An 18,389-nucleotide genomic window follows, 5' to 3' on the forward strand; every position below is an offset into this window, starting at 1 on the left:
ACTTCTTCCGCGCCGGCGCCGCAACATGGCTGAAATGGCCTCCACGCGTCCGGCGCCCGCCACCGCCCCGGCGACCGTGCGCACGCGCTGGCTCGTCGCGCCCCTGCTGGCACTGGCGGCCACGCTGGCCGCGCTGTCGTTCGGCCGCTATCCGCTGCCGCCGTGGGAGCCCGTGCGCTTCCTGCTCGCCGCCGCCGGCTTCGTCTCCATGGAGCCGGACCGCTACGCGCTGCTCTACAACCTGATCGTCGAAATCCGCTTGCCGCGCGTGCTGGCCGCGATCCTGGTCGGCGCCTCGCTGTCGGTGTCCGGCGCAGCCTATCAGGCGCTGTTCCGCAATCCGCTGGTCTCGCCAGGGCTGCTGGGCGTGCTGGCCGGCGCCTCCGCGGGGGCCGCGCTGGGCATCCTGCTGGAGGGCCACTGGCTGCTGGTCCAGACCAGCGCCTTCGTCATGGGGCTCGCCGCGGTCGGCATCGGGGTGGGCATCGCCCATCTGTTCGGCGGCGGCTCGATCATCATGCTGGTCCTCGGCGGCATTCTCAGCGGCGCGCTGTTCACCTCGCTGCTCACGATGGTGAAGTACATGGCCGACCCCTACAGCCAGTTGCCGGCCATCGTCTATTGGCTGATGGGCAGCCTCGGGCAGGCCAGCATCGACGACATGGCCTGGGCCGCTCTGCCCATGCTGGCCGGCATCCTCATGCTCTGCCTGATGGGACGCGCGCTGGATGCGCTCTCCATGGGCGACGACGAGGCGCGGGCGCTGGGCGTACCGGTGACGGCGGTGCGCCTGACCACCATCGCCGCTGCGACCCTGATCTCGGCGCTGACGGTTTCCATCGCCGGCATGATCGGCTGGATCGGCCTCGTCGTGCCGCACATCGCGCGCCTGCTGGTGGGGCCTGGCAATGCCCGCCTGCTGCCGGCGGCGGCGAGCCTGGGCGCCGCCTTCCTGCTCTTTGCAGACGGCCTGGCGCGCAACCTGTTCGCCACCGAACTGCCCATCGGCATCGTCACCGAACTGCTCGGCATCCCGGTCTTCCTGCTCGTGCTGCGCCGCGTGCGGCGGGGGTGGACATGAGCATCGCCGCCCGCGACATCCACTTCGCCTACCGCGGCCGTCCCGTCCTGACGGGCGCCAGCCTGGCGCTGAGCGCCGGCGAACTGGTCTGCCTGCTGGGCAGCAACGGCGCCGGCAAGAGCACGCTGCTCAGAATCCTGCTCGGCCTGCAACGGCCCGGCCGGGGCGCCGTGACGGTGGACGGCGAGCCGCTGGCCGGCTGGCAGCGCCGGCAACTGGCGCGGCTGGTCGCCTACGTGCCCCAGGTGCACGTCGCGCCCTTCCCCTACACGGTGCGCCAGGTGGCGCTGATGGGGCGCCTGCCGGCCACCGGCCTCCTCAAGGCGCCCGGTGCCGCCGACCGGGCCTGCGTGCAAGGCATCCTCGAACACCTGGGCATCGCCCATCTCGCCGAACGCGCCTACACCGAGATTTCCGGCGGCGAACGGCAACTGACCCTGATCGCCCGGGCGCTGGCGCAAGAGGCGCGCCTGCTGGTGATGGACGAACCCCTGGCCGGACTCGACTACGGCAACCAGGTCCGCCTCCTGGACCGGCTGGAACGGCTCGCCGAGGAGGGCTACGGCGTGCTCATGACCACCCACGACCCCAACCAGCCGCTCACCGGCTGTCAGCGGGTCGCCCTGCTGGTGGACGGGCGCATCACCGCCGACGGCCACCCCGGCGAGGTACTGACCGCGGCGGCGATCCACCTGCTCTACGGCGTGCACGTCGAACTGCTGCACGCCACCGACGGCCGGCGCCTGGCCTTCCGGCCGACAGGCAGGAGGGTGATCGCATGAAATCACGGTGTGCTTTTGCCCCTGCGGGGCAGCCCCTCTCCCCCAGCCCCTCTCCCGCGAGGGGAGAGGGGAGCTTCGTCCCCGGAACGTCCGGAGACGCGGGTTTTCTCCCTCTCCCCTCGCGGGAGAGGGCCGGGGAGAGGGGGCGCGGCCCAGGGCTCGACGCCTTGCCATTGCAGTTTCCAACCTGTCCAAGGAGTATGTGATGCACTGTCTTCGTCCCGTCATGGCAGCCTTGCTCTTGCTGCCCGTCGTATCCACCGCCCATGCCGACGGCCCCAGGGTTCTGTCCGAACTGGTCGTGCATCCCGAAGGCTTCACCGAGCAGGAGCGGGAGACAGCCACCAGCGCTTTCACGATCACCGAGGAAACCATCAAGCGGTCTTCCGCGCAGAACCTGAGCGAGTTGCTGATCGAGCAGGGTTTCTCCGTGGAGGCCACCCCGACCGACCACGGTGAGAACACGACGCTGATCCGTGGCTTCCACACCGAGCATCTGATGACCGAGGCCAACGGCAAGCTGCTGATCCTCATCGACGGCCGGCGCTCCGGCGTTGCCAATACCCGGCAGATATCCCTGAACAACGTGGAGCGGGTCGAGGTGCTGCGCGGGCCCGAAATGTTCAAGTACTCCATGGGGTCCCCCGGCGGCATCATCAACGTCGTCACCAGGCGGGGCGGGCCGGAATACTTCAGCGGCTCGGCGCGGATCGGCCTCGGCAGCTACGACGCCTACCGGGCCGGCGTGGATCTGAACGGCCGCGCCGGCCGGTTCGACTACACCTTCGGCTACGAACACGGCACCGTGCGCCGCGACTACAAGGACGGCCGCGGCGACAAGGTCCACAACACCCGCACCGACGCCACCGAGCGCCTCAACTTCAACCTCGGCTACACCTTCAACGAGCGGCACCGCATCGGCATCGACGGCTACCACTACAACGTGGACAAGGCCCACCGGCCGTCCTACGTCGACGAGGAAGGGGAAATCCGCAACAACAGCTATACGGACCGCAAGACCCAGTTGCTCTACCTGAACTATGAAGGCGCCACCGAAGACGGCCGCCTGTCGTGGAAAGCGAACGTCGGGCAGGGCAAGGACATCTACGAAACCTACGATGCCGCATCCCGATATCCGAAAGGGCAGGAGGCCGATACGGACCGGGCCCAGGGCAGCCTGACCTATGTCTCCACGCTGTTCGACGTCACCGGCGGCGTGGACTACATCAAGTACGAGCTCGAGAACTCGTCCACCGCCCGCAGCAACTTCCTGCGCCCGGGCGGGCTCGATCCCCAATGGGCGGGCCTGGGCTATCCCATGCATCCCACCAGCACCACCACCCTCTGGGGCGCCTACATGGTGGGTACGCTCAAGCTCCAGGACGGGGCGCTCAACCTGTCGGGCGGCCTGCGCTACGAGCACGCGAGCGCCAAGGATCTGTCGGTCGGCGACGAGCATTACGACAGGGTCCCTTACTTCACCAGCAGAGGGATCACCTCGCGGGACCAGTTGCCCGCCCGCCGCAGCTTCCACCACGTTTCGCCGACCGTCGGCGTGTCCTGGCTGCCGGTGGATGGACTCAAACTGCGGGCCAACTACACCCAGGGCTGGCGGGCGCCGTCGGGACGGCAGCTCTTCGCCAGCAGCTTCTACGAGGACTACGGCGCACCCGGCGACCCCCGGCTCAAGCCCGAGTTCACCGACGCCTACGAAATCGGCTTCGACCTGGCGCGTACCGACTGGCGGCTGTCCGGCACCTACTTCTATTACGAGATCAAGGACAACGTCTATATCTACCCGGGCGTGCGGCCCGGCGGCGGCACCCCGCAAGGGCGGGTGGTCATGAACGTCGACAGGCGCATCCAGGAAGGGGTGGAAATCCAGGCCAGCGCGGACGTGGCCGGCCTGCTCGGCTACCGCAGCGTGGAGCTGCGCCCCTACCTCAACGTCACCCACATGACCCGCAAGAAGGAAGTCATCGACGAGGGCGGGCCGGGGCTGCTGGGCAAATGGTGGCCCATCGCCCGCATGCCGGACACCACCGCGAGCTACGGCATCCGCTTCAGCCATCCGGCCTCGAAGTTCTCCGGGAACCTGAACTTCAGCTTCTACGGCAAGCAGTACGGCGGACGCTCCAACGTCGGCGACGGTCCGCTGGTCGGCTTCGGCAACTTCACCGTGGCCAACCTGAGCCTGCGCAAGCGCCTGTGGGAAGCGGGAGAGCGCAGCAGCGTGGACCTGAAGGTGGACATCAACAACCTCTTCGACGAGACCTACTCCTATCTCGGCCGGATTCCCCAGGATGCCTACGCCTATCCCGGCCGCAACCTCCACGCCACGCTGATCTACAACTTCTGAACCGGCCATTCCGGGGGCGCGGGCGCCGAAGGAGGATTCGATGCTGAACGGATGCGGAAAACTGCGTTTCCGGATCCCGGCGCTGGCGCTGCTCGCGTGCGGCCTGGCCTGCGGCGCGGCAGCGGCGGACGCTCCGCCGGACTGCGCCGCGAGCGGCCCGCATGCACGCGCCGTCGTCGACATGGCCGGCCGGACCGTCACGCTGCCCCCGACCGTGAACCGCATCGCCACCGTCGGGTCGGTGCCGGTCATCAACGGCTATCTATTCACCCTTGGCGCGGGGCGGGCCATCGTCAATGGCCTTCCCCCGCGCTTCACACAGTCGAACAGATGGTGGCTGCAGACCGCCATCGCCCCCTACCTGGCCGATCGTCCGGTGCTGCAAGGGCAGATCAGCAGCGAGGTCGACCTCGAAACCCTCGTCGAACTCGCCCCGGACCTCGTCATCACCATGGACCGGCCGCGGGTCCGGGTGCTCGAGGCCGCGAGGATTCCCGTCCTGTTCATCGAATGGAAGGATGCCTCCGACATCCGCGCGAACATGCACATTCTGGGCTGCGCGCTGGATCGCCGGCCCCAGGGCGAGGACTACCTCCGCTACCTCGACGACACGATGCGCCGCATCCGGCAGGCCCTGGCCGGCACATCCCGGGCGGGGCGGCCGAAAGTGCTGTATTTCAGCCCGAACACCATGGCGACACCCTTGGACATCGCCAACTGGTGGATCGAGGAAGCTGGGGGCGAGAGCGTCACGGCCGGGCTGGCGAAGGGCGGCACGGCACACTATTCCCATGAGCAGCTATTGCTGTGGAATCCCGACATCCTCATCGTCAATTCGCCCGAGCAGGAGACGGCCGTCTACCGGGACGAGCGATTCGCGAAACTGCGTGCCGTCCGGAACGGACAGGTCTACGTCACGCCGACCGGCGCCCATGCATGGGGGCAGAGAACCGTCGAACAGCCCCTGACCGTGCTGTGGGCCGCCAAGCTCTTCCATCCCGCCCTGTTCGCGGACGTCGACCTGAGCAGGGAGATGCGCACCTTCTACCGGCGCTTCTTCGACTACCCGCTCACCGACGAGGAAGCCCACACCATCCTGATGAGCCGCCCCCGGTGATGCGCAGCAGGAAACCCTTGATATCCCGAACGGCAGCCTGCGCGGCCTGCCACCGCTTGAACCACCAGGAGCAACCCCATGGACACGAACGCCTCCCCCATTGACCTCGCCGGTCTCGATGCACCCCCGGCGGCACGGGCCATCCACCGCATCGTCGACGGCTTCAAATCCTTCCAGGCGCTGCGCGCGGGCTTCGCCAGCGGCCTCTTCGACTGGCTGGATCGGCACGGTCCCGCGGAAAAATCCGCCATCTCGGCGGCCACCGGCCTGCGCGGCGCCCACCTCGGCGGCTTCCTGCAGGCGCTCGAAGACCTCGGCCTGCTCGCAAGCCGGCATGGCACCTACACCCTGGCCCCCGACCTGCGTTCGGTCCTGGTTTCCAGCTCCCCCTGGTGCCGGGCGGCGGAAATCGAGGCGCTGCTCCAGCCGGCCCGCGGCTGGCCGGATCTGCACGCCTTTCTCACGGAGGAAGGCGGGCCGGCCCCGACGCCCGAAGCCGCTGCCATGCCCCCCGCCATTGCACTGCATCCCTTCCTGAGCGAAGCCTTGCGGCTGGCCGACACGCTCGCCGCGCGCTGGCGGCGGAACGGCACGACACCGCGCCGCCTGCTCTGCTTCGACGCCGGCGACGGACTGGCCGCCGCCGCACTCTGCCAGACCCTGCCGGACCTCGACGCCGCGGTCGTGGTCGCCCCCGCGGCGGTCGCCAGGACCCGGGCCGTGCTCGACGCCTGCGGCCTCGCCGGGCGTACCGCCGTGCACGCCGGCAGCCCGCTCGAACCGCCGGCATCCGGAACCTACGACTACGTGCTGTTGTTCCACGCCCTCTATCCGGTGCGCAAATCCACCGCCGACGCCCTCGCCGCCACGGCCGCGCGGCTGGCGCCGGGCGGCGGGCTGTGCGCGGCGCACTGGTTCTGCCTGGAAGCCTGCGAGACGGCACCGGGGGGGCTGCGCGACCTGGACAAGGCGGTGCTGACCGACAGTCACCCGCTGTGCCACCTCGAACAGTTCAGCCAGAGACTGGAGAACGCCGGCCTCGTCGATACCGGGTATAGCGACCTGCCCGGCGAATACGGCAACACCAAGCTGCATTTCGCCCGCCGTCCGGACAGCGGAGAACAAGCATGAACCAGGCGCCGAACCCCGTCGAACGGCCGGACACCCTGCTCGCGGACCTGCACGCCACCGTGCTCGCCCGCCTCGGCACGGAGGCCGGCCTCCTGACCATCGAGCGCGCCGTGCTCGGCATCTTCTTCACCGGCGTGAAGCTCTCCAACGGTGCCGGCGGCCTGTGCGCGACGCCGATCAAGAGCGTGCCGGAGGCGGTGTGCTGCCCGAGTTCGGCAAAAGCCATGCCGACGCCGGGCAAGATCGCCGGACGCCCCGCCGTGCAGGTACTCGAGGACCTGTACCGCCCGCAGGACCTGCGCCGGACACTGGCCATCGCCACGCTCAACGCACTGGCCGAAACACTATGGCTGCGCGAGGGCGGACCGGCCGGGGCCGAGTTGCTCGACGGCGATGCCTTCGATGCGCTCACCATCGAACCGGGACAGCGCGTCGCGCTGGTCGGCGCCTTCCCGCCCTACATGCGCGAACTGCGCCGGCGCGGCCAGCCGTTCCACGTCCTGGAGATGGACCCGGCCACCCTCAAGCCGGAAGAGCTGCCGTTCTACGCGCCCGCCGCCCAGGCGCCGGAAATCGTGCCGCAGGCCGACGTCTTCATCACCACCGGCACGACGCTGATCAACGGCACGCTCGACGGTCTGCTGCACCTGCTGCGGCCGGGGGCCGAGGCGGCGGTGATCGGGCCGACGGCGACGCTGATCCCCGAACCCTTCGCCCGGCGCGGCGTCACCGCCGTCGGCGGCACGCGCGTGCTGGCCGCCGACGAACTGCTGGACCTGCTCGCGGAAGGGGGTTCCGGCTACCACTTCTTCGGCAAGACGGTGGAGCGCGTGACGCTGCGCCTGCCGCCCGCTCCCGTGCCGGTGCGTTCGCGCAGCCACCCGGCGAAGTCGCCGGCCGACAGCGGGCGGGAGAACAGATAGCCTTGGAACTCGTGGCAGCCGGCTTCGTGCAGCAGGCGCCATTGGGCCTTGCTCTCGACGCCTTCGGCGACCACGGTGAGGCCGAGTTCGCGGCCGATGGAGATGATGGCGCGGGCGAGGATGGCCTGGTCGGAACCACGTACCGCGCCGGTGACGAAGGACTGGTCCACCTTCAGCACGTCCAGCGGCAGCCGGCGCAGATAGGACAGGGAGGAATAGCCGGTGCCGAAGTCGTCCACCGCCAGGCGCACGCCGAGGGCCTTGAGGGCGTTGAGGCGCTCCAGGGTCTCGGCGCCGGTGCCCATCAGGCTGCCTTCGGTGATTTCGAGCTCCAGGCGGTGCGCCGGCAGGCCGCTCGCCGCGAGCGCGGCAGCGACGCGTTCGACCAGGGCGGCGCCGCGCAGCAGGCGCGGCGACAAATTCACCGCCACGCCGATGGGCGGCAGGCCGGCGCCCGCCCAGCCCGCCGCTTCCCGGCAGGCGGTGCGGAGGACGTGTTCCGTGAGCGGTTCGATGAGTCCGGTGTCTTCTGCGATAGGGATGAACTTCGCCGGCGGGATCGCACCGAGTTCGGCACTGTCCCAGCGCGCCAGGGCTTCCACCGAGACGGGACGGCCGTCGCGATCCACCTTGGGCTGGAAGTGCACCTCGATCTCGCCCCGTTCCAGCGCGCGGCGCAGGGCCGCCTCCAGGTGCAGGCGCTCCACGGCGGCGCTGTTGAGTTGCGGGGTGTAGAAGGCGAAGGCCGAGCGTCCGGCCGACTTGGCGGCGTACATGGCCGCGTCGGCGTTCTGCAGCAGGGTGTCGAGATCCTTGCCGTCGGCCGGCGCCAGCGCCACGCCGATGCTGCAGCTCACCTGCAGTTCGTGGCCGTCCAGGCGCACCGGCTGGGCCACTTCGGCGAGGATGCGCTCCAGCACGCCATCCAGCGCCGCGCGCGGGCCGGGATGGTAGAGCACCAGCGCGAACTCGTCGCCGCCGTGGCGGGCCACGGTGTCCACGCCCCGCAGGCTGGCCCGCAGGCGCGCGGCCACGGTGACCAGCAGGCGGTCGCCGGTGGCATGGCCCAGGCTGTCGTTGATGACCTTGAAGTTGTCGAGATCGACGAAGGCCAGCGCCACGCAGCCGCCGTCGCGTTCGGCGCGCGCCATCGCGCGCTGCAGGCATTCGGCGAGCAGGTGGCGGTTGGGCAGGCCGGTGAGGAGATCGTGGCTGGCCTGGTATTCCAGCCGTTCGCGGTAGCGCTTGCGCTCGCTGATGTCCTCGACCGTGCCCTGGTAGTACAGCAGCGCGCCGTCCGGGCCGTAAACCACCTGGGCGTTCTCGCAGATCCACAGCGTCGAGCCGTCGCGGCGATGGATTTCCGATTCGAATTCGCTGACGTGGCCGCGCTCGCGCATGACGCGCTCGAATTCGCGGCGGCGGGCCGGATCCACGTAGAGGCGGCGGCCGATGTCCTGCAGGTCGGCGATCAGCTCCGCGGCCGAGGGGTAGCCGTACATCCGCGCCAGGGTCCCGTTGGCCGACAGGTAGCGGCCGTCGGCGGTGGTCTGGAACACGCCGACGATGGCGTTCTCGAACAGGCCGCGGTAGCGCGCTTCGGCCTCGGCCAGGCGGCGCAGGGTTTCCACCTGCTCGGTGACGTCCTCGATGAAGCCTTCCAGCACCTGCCGGCCCCATTCGTCCACGACGCCGCGTCCGCGCTCCACGACCCAGCGCGTGTTGCCGTCGCGGCAGTGGATGCGGTATTCGCAGCGGTAGCGCGTGCCTGCGGCCAGGGCGGCCATGATCTCGCTGCGGACGCGGTTGCGGTCGAGCGGGTCGGTCAGCTCCTCCCAGCACACGTGGGCGCTGCCGATCAGTTCTTCGGGGGCGTAGCCCGTCAGCCGCCGGCAGCCCTCGCTGACGAAGAACATCGTCCACCCGGGGTCGATGCCGCAGCGGAAGACCATGCCGTCCAGGTTGTCCACGAGCACCGCGAGCACCCGCGCCGCGTCGATGTGCGGCAGCCGGCCGAAGGGCGACTCGTTCCCGGCCAGCGGCGGCAGGGCGGCGTCGCGCGCGTTCATGCGCCTCTGCCGCACGGCAGCCGCAGCGCCGCGGCGCGGCGAACGGGCAGATTGGGTTCGGAATTCATGCGGACTCGCAGGTGCCTGTACCCGCTCGCAGCAAGCAAGTAACGCACCATCGGCGGCAGGTGCCGTTTCACGGGTTTTCGCGGTCTGCCGCGGGGAGGGAGGCATCCGCATGCACCGTTCGGGGGCCCGCCGTGCCCCGTGAAAATGCACACAAGGGGTACACAGATCAAAACAAACGCGTTTTTCGCGGTGCAATATAATCGCCCGTACGAACGCTGCCGGAGCCGCACCATGTCCGATGACGGGAAGCTTGTTGCAGACGTAATCGCGCGCCATGGCCATGAGCCGTCGCGCTTGCTGCAGGTGCTGGTCGAACTCCAGGAGGCGCTGGGCTGGCTGCCGCCGGGGGTGCTGACGCAGGTGGCCGGCGGGCTCGGCCTCTCCCGCGCCCATGTCGAGGGCGTGGCCGGCTTCTACAGCTTCCTCCATGCCCGTCCGGTGGGGCGCTACCGGGTGCTGTTCTCCGACAACGTCACCGACCGCATGCTGGGCGCGCCCGCGCTGATGGAGGCCCTGTGCGGCAAGCTGTGGGTGGAGCGGGGCAAGGTGTCGGAAGACGGCCTGGTCAGCGTGGATACCACCTCCTGTACCGGCATGTGCGACCAGGGGCCGGCGCTGCTGGTCAATGGCCGCCCGCTCACGCGCCTGAACCATGCGCGGGTCAACCAGATCGCCGAACTGATCCGCCGCCAGGAGCCGCTCGCCGCTTGGCCGGCCGAACTCTTCCACGTGGACGACAACATCCGCCGCCGCGACGCGCTGCTCGGCTCCAGCCAGCGCCCGGGCGAGGCGCTGAAGGCCGCCGTGATGCGCGGGCGCGAGGGCTGGCTGGAAGAGATGCGTGCGGCCAACCTGCGCGGGCGCGGCGGGGCGGGCTTCACCACCGCGGTCAAATGGATGGCCTGCCGCGATGCGCCCGGCGCCGGCAAGGTGGTGGTGTGCAACGCCGACGAGGGCGAGCCGGGCACCTTCAAGGACCGGGTGCTGCTGACGAGCTTCGCCGACCTGGTGTTCGAGGGCATGACGCTGGCGGCCTGGGCGACGGGCGCGCAGCGGGGCTTCCTCTACCTGCGCGGCGAATACCGCTATCTGCTGGAACCCCTGCGCGCAGTGCTGGCGCGCCGCCGCAACGCGGGTCTGCTGGGGCGGGGCATCCTGGGCGAGACGGGCTTCGACTTCGACATCGACATCCACCTGGGGGCCGGCGCCTACGTGTGCGGCGAGGAAACGGCGCTGCTGGAATCCCTCGAAGGCAGGCGCGGCACGCCGCGCATCCGCCCGCCCTTCCCGGTCACCCACGGCTACAAGGGCCGCCCCACGGTGGTGAACAACGTGGAGACGCTGGCCAAGACCACGCTCATCGCCATCAACGGCGGCGCGGCCTTCGCCGCCACCGGCACGGCGCAATCCACCGGCACCAAGCTGCTGTCCATTTCCGGCGACTGCGCCTACCCGGGCATCTACGAATACCCCTTCGGCGTCACCATCGAACGGGTGCTGGAGGACTGCGGCGCCTCCGACGTGCAGGCGGTGCAGGTGGGCGGCGCCTCGGGTGTGACCCTGGCCGGCTACGAGTTCCACCGCCGCATCGCCTTCGAGGACGTGCCCACGGCCGGGGCCTTCATGGTGTTCGATTCCAGCCGCGACATGTTCGCCGTGGCGCGCAACTTCGTGCATTTCTTCGCCCACGAGAGCTGCGGCTTCTGCACCCCGTGCCGGGTCGGCACCTCGCTGCTGCAGGGCTACATGGACAAGCTCGCCAGCGGCCACGGCGCGATGATGGACCTGGCCGACATCGAATGGATAGACCGCCTGCTGAAGAACGCCAGCCACTGCGGGCTGGGTTCCAGCGCACCCAACCCGGTGCTGGACACGCTGCTCAAGTTCCGCCCCGCCTACGAGCGCCGGCTGCAGCACCTGGACTTCGCGCCCGCCTTCGACCTGGACGCCGCGCTGGCCACGGCCCGGCGCATGACCGGGCGCGACGACCCCGGCGCCCATCTGGACACCACCCAGGAGGCCACGCCATGAGCGGCACCTTCCTTTTCGACGGCCAGCCCGTGCCCTTCGAGGACGGCCAGACCATCCTCCAGGCCGCGCGCGCGGCCGGCCACTACGTGCCCCACCTGTGCTGGCACCCGGATTTCCCGGCCCACGGCTCGTGCAAGCTGTGCATCGTCAAGGTGGCGGGGCGGCACGTGTCCTCCTGTGCCATGCCGGCCAAGGACGGCATGGAGGTGGAGAGCAACACGCCGGAGATCAACGGCGAGCGCCGGGCGCTGCTGCAGATGCTGTTCGTGGAGGGCAACCACTTCTGCCCCTCCTGTGAGAAGAGCGGCAACTGCCAGTTGCAGGCCCTGGCCTACGAGCTGGAGATGCTCACCCCGCGCTTCAACCACTTCTTCCCCGACCGCCCGGTGGATGCCTCCCACCCGGACGTGCTGCTGGACTTCAACCGCTGCATCTTCTGCGAGCTGTGCGTGCGCGCCTCCCGCGACGTGGATGGCAAGAACGTGTTCGCCCTCACCGAGCGCGGCATCCACAAGCACCTGGCGGTCAATGCGGAATCGGGGCGCTTGGCCGACACGGATTTCTCCGCCGGCGACCGGGCTGCCAGCATCTGCCCGGTGGGCGTGATCCTGACGAAGCGCGTCGGCTTCGCCTCCCCCATCGGCGCGCGCAAGTACGACGCCCAGCCCATCCGCGTGGTCGCCATGCAGGAGGACGAGTGATGGACACCGCCGCTTCTGAAGTCTCCCGTCCCAAGCTGCGCGTGGCCACCACCTCCCTGGCCGGCTGCTTCGGCTGCCACATGTCCCTGCTGGACATCGACGAGCACCTGTTCGAACTCGCGCAACTGGTGGATTTCGACCGCTCGCCCATCACCGACATCAAGCACTGCGGGCCCTGCGACGTGGGCCTGATCGAGGGCGGGGTGTGCAACGCGGAGAACGTGCACGTGCTGCGCGAATTCCGCCGCAACTGCAAGATTCTCGTCGCGGTGGGCGCCTGCGCGGTCAACGGCGGCCTGCCGGCGCAGCGCAACCACCTGGATCTCGGCGCCTGCCTGCAGCAGGTGTACCAGTTCCGCGACGGGGTGGCGCAGCCGCAGATCCCCAACGACCCGGAACTGCCGCTGCTGCTCGACAAGGTGCATCCCATCCACGAGGTGGTACGGATCGACTACTTCGTCCCCGGCTGCCCGCCCTCGGGCGAGGCGCTGTGGAAATTCCTCACCGACCTGATCGCTGGGCGCACGCCGCGCCTGTCCCACCCGCTGCTGCACTACGATTGAAAAACAGACCATGAGCTTCGAACTGGAAACCGCTGAAAACCGCGAAAACCTGCGCCGCGTGGCCATCGAGCCGGTGTCGCGGGTGGAAGGGCACGGCAAGGTCACGCTGCTGATCGACGAGCACGACCAGGTGCGCGAAGCGCGCCTGCACATCGTCGAATTCCGCGGCTTCGAAGTCTTCATCCAGGGCCGGCCGTACTGGGAAGTGCCGGTCATGGTGCAGCGCCTGTGCGGCATCTGCCCGGTGAGCCACCACCTGGCCGCGGCCAAGGCGCTGGACATCGCGGTGGGCGCCGCGCCCGTCACCGCCAGCGCCGAGAAGCTGCGCCGGCTGATGCACTACGGCCAGATCCTGCAGTCCCACGCGCTGCACTTCTTCCACCTGTCCTCGCCCGACCTGCTGTTCGGCTTCGAATCCGACGTCGCGCGGCGCAACATCGTCGGTGTCGCCGCCGCGCATCCCGAGGTCGCGCGCCAGGGCGTGCTGCTGCGCAAGTTCGGCCAGGAAGTGATCCGCGCCACCGCGGGCAAGAAGGTGCATGGCACCGGCGCGGTGCCCGGCGGCATGAACCGCCACCTGTCCGCCGAGGACCACGCGCTGCTCAGCCGCGACATCCACCAGATCGTGGACTGGAGCCGCGCCGCGGTGGAACTGGTCAAGCGCCTGCACCGGGCCGACCCGGCCCTGTACGACGTGTTCGGCACCTTCGATTCCGGCTTCATGAGTCTGGTGCGCAGCGACGGCGCCATGGACCTCTACCACGGCGACCTGCGCTTCCGCGACGCGCAAGGGCGGATACTGCGCGACCACGTGCCGGACCAGGACTACCACGAGGTGATCAGCGAAGAGGTCAAGCCCTGGAGCTACATGAAGTTCCCCTTCCTGAACGACCTGGGCCCCGAGGCCGGCTGGTACAAGGTGGGGCCGCTCGCCCGCGTGCAGAACTGCGACTTCATCCCCACGCCCCTGGCCGAAGCCGAGCGGCGGGAATTCGTCGATTATGGCCAGGGCCGGCCGATCCACGCGTCGCTGGCCTACCACTGGGCGCGCATGATCGAGATGCTGCACGCGGCCGAGGTCATCCGCGGCCTGCTGGACGATCCCGACCTGATGAGCGGCGCCCTCCTCACCGAGGGCGCCCACCGCCGCGAAGGCGTGGGCATCATCGAAGCGCCGCGCGGCACGCTGATCCACCACTACCGCATCGGCGAGGACGACCTGGTGACCATGTGCAACCTCATCGTCTCCACCACCCACAACAACCAGGCCATGAACAGCGCGGTGCGCGAGGTGGCCAAGCGATATCTCTCCGGGCGCACGCTCACGGAAGGGCTGCTCAACCACATCGAGGTGGCGATCCGCGCCTACGACCCCTGCCTGTCCTGCGCCACCCACGCGCTGGGGCAGATGCCGCTGGTGGTGGAACTGGCCGGGCCGGATGGCACCGTGCACGACCGGGTGGTGCGCGACTGATGGAGGGGCCGGCGCCCCGGGTGCTGGTGCTGGCGGTGGGCAACGAATCCCGCGGCGACGACGCCCTCGGCCCGCTGCTCGCGCGCCGGCTGGAAGAGCTGGACCTGCCCGGGGTGCGCGTGCTCGCCGATTTCCAGTTGCAGGTGGAACACGCGCTGGAGATGGACGGCGCGGCGCGCGTGCTGTTCGTGGACGCGGCGCGGGGTTTGGCGGGGCCGTTCAGCCTTGCGCCCGTCGCGCCCGCGGCCGGGCGCACGGCCTTTTCCCATGCGCTGGCGCCCGCGGCGGTGCTGGCGGTGTTCGAGCAGGTGCTGGGCCGGCCCGCGCCGCCGGCCTGGGTGCTGGGCGTGGCCGGGGAAAGCTTCGAGCTGGGAGAAGGGCTGTCGCCCCAGTCTGCCGCTGCTGCCGAACAGGCCTGGGCGCTGCTGCAGCGCCTGCTGGCCAGGGCGGCAGATTGGGACAGCGAGCTTACTGCACGCTGAGCTTGGGGAAGAACAGCGCCACGTAGGCCGCCAGGTTCAGTTCCGCCTCTTCGCGGATGCGCCCCAGGCTGGCGGGCGACATGGACAACTGCACCCACACCGAACTGTCGATGCGCGCGGCCGCCTCCTCGCTGGATTCGCCGTAGCGGTCGGCGCGCACCACCTGGGCCGCCACATGCACGATGGCCGCGTCGAAGGCGCTGTCGCCGCCCAGGCGCGGATCGAGCTGGGCGCCGAGGACCTCGGAAAAACAGGGCGGCAGTTTCCAGTGATCCACCAGCGCGGCGCCCACCTCGGCGAAATCGCAGCCGATGACGGCGCGTTCGGTGTCGGCCAGCGGTTCGCCGCTGCGGTCGGCCTGCACCTGCGCCTCGTAGGCCAGGTCGGGCACCACCTGGTACATCGCCAGATGGCCCAGGTCGGCCAGCAGGCCGATGACGAACAGGCGCTCGGCGCTGGGCAGTCCCAGCCCACGGGCGATCGCGCGCGCGGCCAGGGCGCACATCACGCTGCCGCGCCAGAATCGGTGCATGTCCATGTGTTCCGGGCGGACGCCGGAGAACACCGAGCTGAGGGACATGGCCAGCACCAGGTCGTGCACCTGCTGCAGGCCGAGAATCTGCACCGCGCGGCCGACCGTATCGATCTGGCCGCCGTAGCCGTACAGCGCGCTGTTGACGACCCGCAGCAGGCGGGCGGTCAGGGCCGGGTCCGCGCCCACCAGGCGCCCGACCTCGATCACCGAGCCGTCCGGCGAATCGAGTTCGTCGCGGATGCGGTGGTAGACCGTGGGCAGGGAGACGAGGGCGTCGAGCTGGGAAACGAGTTCCTGGGCCGAGTGCATGGTGCGGTTTCCGAAGAGCGGGCGGGGTGGATTATCTGCGATCCGCCCGGCAACGGGAATGGTGCAGCGCAAATAACGGCCAGCCGGCGCGTGCAGCCGGCGTGAAGCCGGCGTCCGGCTGAACCATAATCCAAGGGTGGCCACACGGATGCGGAGCGTGAGCGATGAAGACCTCGGTGAAGATCGTGAGCTGGAACATCCAGTGGGGGCGCGGGGCCGACGGGCGGGTGGACCTGGAGCGCACGGTACGCGCCCTCCGCGCCCTGGGCGGCACGGGCGGTGCCGACGTGATCTGCCTGCAGGAAGTCGCGAGCAATCTCGCCGGTCTGCCGGGCGGCGCGCGGGAGGACGAGCCGGCCTGGTTCGCGGAGGCCTTTCCGGGGTACGAACCGGCTTTCGGCGCTGCGCTGGACGTGCGCGACGGCGAAGGCGGACGCTCGCGTTTCGGCAACCTGGTGCTCTCCCGCCTGCCGGTGGACCAGGTCTTCCGCCACCTGCTGCCCAGCCCGCCCGATCCGGCCCAGCCGTCCATGCAGCGCGTGTGCGTGGAGACCGTGGTGGCGGTGCCCTGGGGCTGGCTGCGGGTCATGACCACCCACCTGGAGTACTACTCCCAGCGCCAGCGCCGCGCCCAGGCCGAGGCGCTGCGCGCCCTGCAGCGCGAGGCGGCGGCCAACGCCGTGGCGGTCGGCGGCGGTGTGCGGGACGAAGGCAATCCGGCCTTCGCCGCCCGTCCGCGCCCGGCTTCCGCCGTGCTGTGCGGCGACTTCAACTGCGAGCCGGACAGCCCCGAACTGGCCGCCCTGTGCGAACCGCTCGGCAACGTGGGGCCGGGCTGGCGCGACGCCTGGCAGATCCGCCATCCGCAACTGGCCCACGAGCCCACCGTGGGCCTGCACGGCGCCGAATGGCCGGACCGGCCCTACTGCTGCGACTACTTCTTCGTCACCGCCGACCTGGCCGGGCTGGTGAAGGGGGTGGAGGTGGACACCGACACCCCCGCCTCCGATCATCAGCCGGTGGTGCTCACGCTGGCACTGGGCTGACCTCGCGGCCTAGCCCGCCGCGGCCCGTGCCGGTTCGATGAGATCGCGGTAGGCGTGCCAGGTGGCGTGGCCGAGGATGGGCATCAGCACCACCAGGCCCACGTGGAAGGTCAGGAAGCCGACCACGGTCAGCGCGGCGATGGCGAAGGCCCACACGATCATCGCGCCCGGATTGCGCGCCAGGGCGCCGACGCTGGCGAGCATGGCGGTGATCGCGTCCTGGTCGCGGTCGAGCATGAGCGGGATCGACACCACGCCGAGGGCGAACACGATGGCGGCGAAGATCAGCCCGACGGTGAAATACACCGCCAGGAATTCCAGGTTTTCCAGCGCCAGTATCTGCGTCAGGAAGCCGGACAGGTTGGGCATCTCGTTGGTGTAGAAGAGGGCGAACACCACCAGCGAGGCGCGTGCCCAGACCAGGAAGATCACCCCCAGCACCACCGCGAAGATGCCGATGTTGCCGGCGTTGCGCCGCCACACGGTGAGCGTGGGCGCGAGCGCGCAGCCCTCGCCGCGTTCCCGCCGCCGGCTGATTCCGTACAGCCCCATGGCCAGGAAGGGGCCGAGCAGCAGGAAGCCGGACGTGAGCGCCGCGGTGTATTCGTAGGCGTGCTCGAACACGAAGGTGATCAGCAGGCCCATGCCGGCAAAGCAGAAGCCGTAGAACAGGCTGGGAATGGGGCAGGACTTGAGGTCGTCCGCGCCCCGTGCCAGCCACTTCAACGGCGCGCCCGCGCCCACTGCGCGCACGGCGGGAAACGCCGGCGTTGTGCCGATTCCGGCATCGTTCGTCTGCGACATGTCTCTCTCCTGGGGAAGGAATATTGTTGTCGGCGCAGCGAACGGGGGCGGGGCAAGAGCGGCAACGGCCGCAGGGAGGACTTGCCCCGGAACCTTGTCTTATCTGTCGTTGGTGAGGAACCCCCGTATCGCATCGGTGACCGCGTCCGGCGCTTCGGCCATCAGGGCGTGGCCGGCCCCGGACAGGGAAATCATACGCGCGCCGCCTGCCGCGTTGACAAGCGCGTCGTGCAAGGGTTTTCCCGCACGGGCAGGGGTCATCTGGTCCCGCCCGCCGCGGATCAGCAGGGTGGGCGCGCGTACCGCTGCGGCGGCTTCCAGTCCGTGAGTGTAGGCGTTGCAGGCCAGCAGGTCGGCGGACAGCACGCCTTCGTCCTGCTGCGCCATCAGGCGGGCATTGACGCCCGGCAGCCACAGGCCGGGCGAGGGGCTGGCGCCCAGATGGCTGGCCGGCGTGTAGGACCACTGGTTGATCATGGCGTGGGCCTGCGCCCGGTCGCCGGCCGCGGCGTCGAGCAGGGGCTGGGCGACCGGCATGGGCGCCGCGCTGCCGACCAGCACCAGCGCCGAGACGCGATCCGGGTGGCGGGCGGTCGCCTCCAGCGCAATCAGCGAGCCCATGCTGTGGCCGACCAGGGCGGCGCGCACCACGCCGGCGGCGTCGAGCACGGCGGCGATCCAGTCCCCCAGCGCCGGAATCGAAGCCCGTTGCGGGCCGGCCGAGGCGCCGTGGCCGGGCAGGTCGGGGGCGAGCACGCCGAAGCCGTGATGGGCGAGGTGGCGCGCCTGGTGGTTCCACACGCTGTGGTCGTGGCCGGCGCCGTGGATGAGCACCACGGTGGGCAGCTCCCGGTCGAAGCTGCGGCCGCCGGTGTAGACGCGGGCGGGGGTGTCGAGCACCTTCAGGTCCATG

General features: G+C 69.9%; 15 protein-coding genes and 1 pseudogene. 12 read left to right on the top strand and 4 right to left on the bottom strand.

The annotated features are described in order from the left end of the window. The first annotated feature begins 25 nt into the window (after positions 1-25). The 6 genes from E6O51_RS06390 (at position 26) to E6O51_RS22215 (ending at position 7,393) form a co-directional block, all read left to right on the top strand. Positions 26-1,081: a FecCD family ABC transporter permease gene (locus tag E6O51_RS06390; RefSeq protein WP_211091343.1), complete on the top strand. Its 1,056-nt coding sequence runs from the start codon at positions 26-28 to the stop codon at positions 1,079-1,081. Continuing rightward, positions 1,078-1,863, top strand: coding sequence for an ABC transporter ATP-binding protein (locus E6O51_RS06395; RefSeq protein ID WP_136384140.1), 786 nt, complete (start codon positions 1,078-1,080; stop codon positions 1,861-1,863). Before E6O51_RS06390 ends, E6O51_RS06395 begins: the two co-directional genes overlap by 4 nt. 205 nt (positions 1,864-2,068) lie before the next feature. Further along, the gene (locus E6O51_RS06400) at positions 2,069-4,222 is read left to right on the top strand and encodes a TonB-dependent receptor (RefSeq protein WP_136384141.1); all 2,154 of its coding nucleotides are present in this window, start codon (positions 2,069-2,071) and stop codon (positions 4,220-4,222) included. Between the two features lie 40 nt (positions 4,223-4,262). After that, positions 4,263-5,339: an ABC transporter substrate-binding protein gene (locus E6O51_RS06405; RefSeq protein WP_136384142.1), complete on the top strand. Its 1,077-nt coding sequence runs from the start codon at positions 4,263-4,265 to the stop codon at positions 5,337-5,339. A gap of 78 nt (positions 5,340-5,417) precedes the next feature. After that, a complete protein-coding gene (locus E6O51_RS06410) occupies positions 5,418-6,470 on the top strand; it encodes a hypothetical protein (protein ID WP_136384143.1) in 1,053 nt (350 codons plus the stop codon). Further along, positions 6,467-7,393: a DUF364 domain-containing protein gene (locus E6O51_RS22215; RefSeq protein WP_136384144.1), complete on the top strand. Its 927-nt coding sequence runs from the start codon at positions 6,467-6,469 to the stop codon at positions 7,391-7,393. Before E6O51_RS06410 ends, E6O51_RS22215 begins: the two co-directional genes overlap by 4 nt. Positions 7,394-7,434: 41 nt before the next feature. On the opposite strand, the pseudogene E6O51_RS06420 reads toward E6O51_RS22215, so the two are convergent. Next, a pseudogene (locus E6O51_RS06420) lies at positions 7,435-9,813 on the bottom strand (putative bifunctional diguanylate cyclase/phosphodiesterase); the annotation flags it as partial. Here E6O51_RS06420 and E6O51_RS06425 point away from each other — a divergent pair. The 5 genes from E6O51_RS06425 to E6O51_RS06445 are packed head-to-tail and all read left to right on the top strand — an operon-like array spanning position 9,763 to position 14,782. Continuing rightward, positions 9,763-11,562 carry an NAD(P)H-dependent oxidoreductase subunit E gene (locus E6O51_RS06425; protein ID WP_136384146.1) on the top strand — a complete coding sequence of 600 codons (1,800 nt, stop codon included), beginning with the start codon at positions 9,763-9,765 and terminating at the stop codon, positions 11,560-11,562. The pseudogene E6O51_RS06420 and the gene E6O51_RS06425 overlap by 51 nt on opposite strands. Then, entirely contained in the window at positions 11,559-12,263 is a 705-nt protein-coding gene (locus E6O51_RS06430; protein ID WP_136384147.1) for a 2Fe-2S iron-sulfur cluster-binding protein, read from the top strand. The genes E6O51_RS06425 and E6O51_RS06430 overlap by 4 nt, the downstream gene beginning before the upstream one ends. Beyond that, positions 12,263-12,826: an NADH-quinone oxidoreductase subunit B family protein gene (locus E6O51_RS06435; RefSeq protein ID WP_136384148.1), complete on the top strand. Its 564-nt coding sequence runs from the start codon at positions 12,263-12,265 to the stop codon at positions 12,824-12,826. Before E6O51_RS06430 ends, E6O51_RS06435 begins: the two co-directional genes overlap by 1 nt. Before the next feature lie 10 nt (positions 12,827-12,836). After that, positions 12,837-14,300 carry a Ni/Fe hydrogenase subunit alpha gene (locus tag E6O51_RS06440; RefSeq protein ID WP_136384149.1) on the top strand — a complete coding sequence of 488 codons (1,464 nt, stop codon included), beginning with the start codon at positions 12,837-12,839 and terminating at the stop codon, positions 14,298-14,300. After that, entirely contained in the window at positions 14,300-14,782 is a 483-nt protein-coding gene (locus E6O51_RS06445; RefSeq protein WP_136384150.1) for a hydrogenase maturation protease, read from the top strand. Before E6O51_RS06440 ends, E6O51_RS06445 begins: the two co-directional genes overlap by 1 nt. Here E6O51_RS06445 and E6O51_RS06450 read toward each other — a convergent pair. Then, entirely contained in the window at positions 14,769-15,626 is an 858-nt protein-coding gene (locus E6O51_RS06450; RefSeq protein WP_136384151.1) for an HDOD domain-containing protein, read from the bottom strand. The genes E6O51_RS06445 and E6O51_RS06450 overlap by 14 nt on opposite strands. Before the next feature lie 164 nt (positions 15,627-15,790). Here E6O51_RS06450 and E6O51_RS06455 point away from each other — a divergent pair, with 164 nt between their 5' ends. Next, positions 15,791-16,672, top strand: coding sequence for an endonuclease/exonuclease/phosphatase family protein (locus E6O51_RS06455; RefSeq protein ID WP_230976713.1), 882 nt, complete (start codon positions 15,791-15,793; stop codon positions 16,670-16,672). A gap of 9 nt (positions 16,673-16,681) precedes the next feature. On the opposite strand, the gene E6O51_RS06460 is transcribed toward E6O51_RS06455, so the two are convergent. Both E6O51_RS06460 and E6O51_RS06465 read right to left on the bottom strand, forming a co-directional pair. Further along, positions 16,682-17,476, bottom strand: a complete 795-nt coding sequence (locus tag E6O51_RS06460) for a DUF2189 domain-containing protein (RefSeq protein ID WP_136384152.1) — start codon at positions 17,474-17,476, stop codon at positions 16,682-16,684. 99 nt (positions 17,477-17,575) lie between these two features. Next, positions 17,576-18,388 (bottom strand): alpha/beta fold hydrolase, encoded by an 813-nt coding sequence (locus E6O51_RS06465; protein WP_136384153.1) that lies wholly within the window; start codon positions 18,386-18,388, stop codon positions 17,576-17,578. Position 18,389: the final 1 nt, after the last annotated feature.

Origin of the sequence: Pseudothauera rhizosphaerae, from assembly GCF_004801305.1 — a bacterium.
In the GTDB taxonomy this organism is placed as follows: Bacteria; Pseudomonadota; Gammaproteobacteria; order Burkholderiales; family Rhodocyclaceae; genus Pseudothauera; species Pseudothauera rhizosphaerae.

Bases quoted from the DNA above. Each gene is read 5' to 3' on its own strand.
- E6O51_RS06390 (WP_211091343.1), top strand. From the start codon at position 26: ATGGCTGAAATGGCCTCCACGCGTCCGGCGCCCGCCACCGCCCCGGCG.
- E6O51_RS06395 (WP_136384140.1), top strand. From the start codon at position 1,078: ATGAGCATCGCCGCCCGCGACATCCACTTCGCCTACCGCGGCCGTCCC.
- E6O51_RS06400 (WP_136384141.1), top strand. From the start codon at position 2,069: ATGCACTGTCTTCGTCCCGTCATGGCAGCCTTGCTCTTGCTGCCCGTC.
- E6O51_RS06405 (WP_136384142.1), top strand. From the start codon at position 4,263: ATGCTGAACGGATGCGGAAAACTGCGTTTCCGGATCCCGGCGCTGGCG.
- E6O51_RS06410 (WP_136384143.1), top strand. From the start codon at position 5,418: ATGGACACGAACGCCTCCCCCATTGACCTCGCCGGTCTCGATGCACCC.
- E6O51_RS22215 (WP_136384144.1), top strand. From the start codon at position 6,467: ATGAACCAGGCGCCGAACCCCGTCGAACGGCCGGACACCCTGCTCGCG.
- E6O51_RS06425 (WP_136384146.1), top strand. From the start codon at position 9,763: ATGTCCGATGACGGGAAGCTTGTTGCAGACGTAATCGCGCGCCATGGC.
- E6O51_RS06430 (WP_136384147.1), top strand. From the start codon at position 11,559: ATGAGCGGCACCTTCCTTTTCGACGGCCAGCCCGTGCCCTTCGAGGAC.
- E6O51_RS06435 (WP_136384148.1), top strand. From the start codon at position 12,263: ATGGACACCGCCGCTTCTGAAGTCTCCCGTCCCAAGCTGCGCGTGGCC.
- E6O51_RS06440 (WP_136384149.1), top strand. From the start codon at position 12,837: ATGAGCTTCGAACTGGAAACCGCTGAAAACCGCGAAAACCTGCGCCGC.
- E6O51_RS06445 (WP_136384150.1), top strand. From the start codon at position 14,300: ATGGAGGGGCCGGCGCCCCGGGTGCTGGTGCTGGCGGTGGGCAACGAA.
- E6O51_RS06450 (WP_136384151.1), bottom strand. From the start codon at position 15,626: ATGCACTCGGCCCAGGAACTCGTTTCCCAGCTCGACGCCCTCGTCTCC.
- E6O51_RS06455 (WP_230976713.1), top strand. From the start codon at position 15,791: ATGAAGACCTCGGTGAAGATCGTGAGCTGGAACATCCAGTGGGGGCGC.
- E6O51_RS06460 (WP_136384152.1), bottom strand. From the start codon at position 17,476: ATGTCGCAGACGAACGATGCCGGAATCGGCACAACGCCGGCGTTTCCC.
- E6O51_RS06465 (WP_136384153.1), bottom strand. From the start codon at position 18,388: ATGGACCTGAAGGTGCTCGACACCCCCGCCCGCGTCTACACCGGCGGC.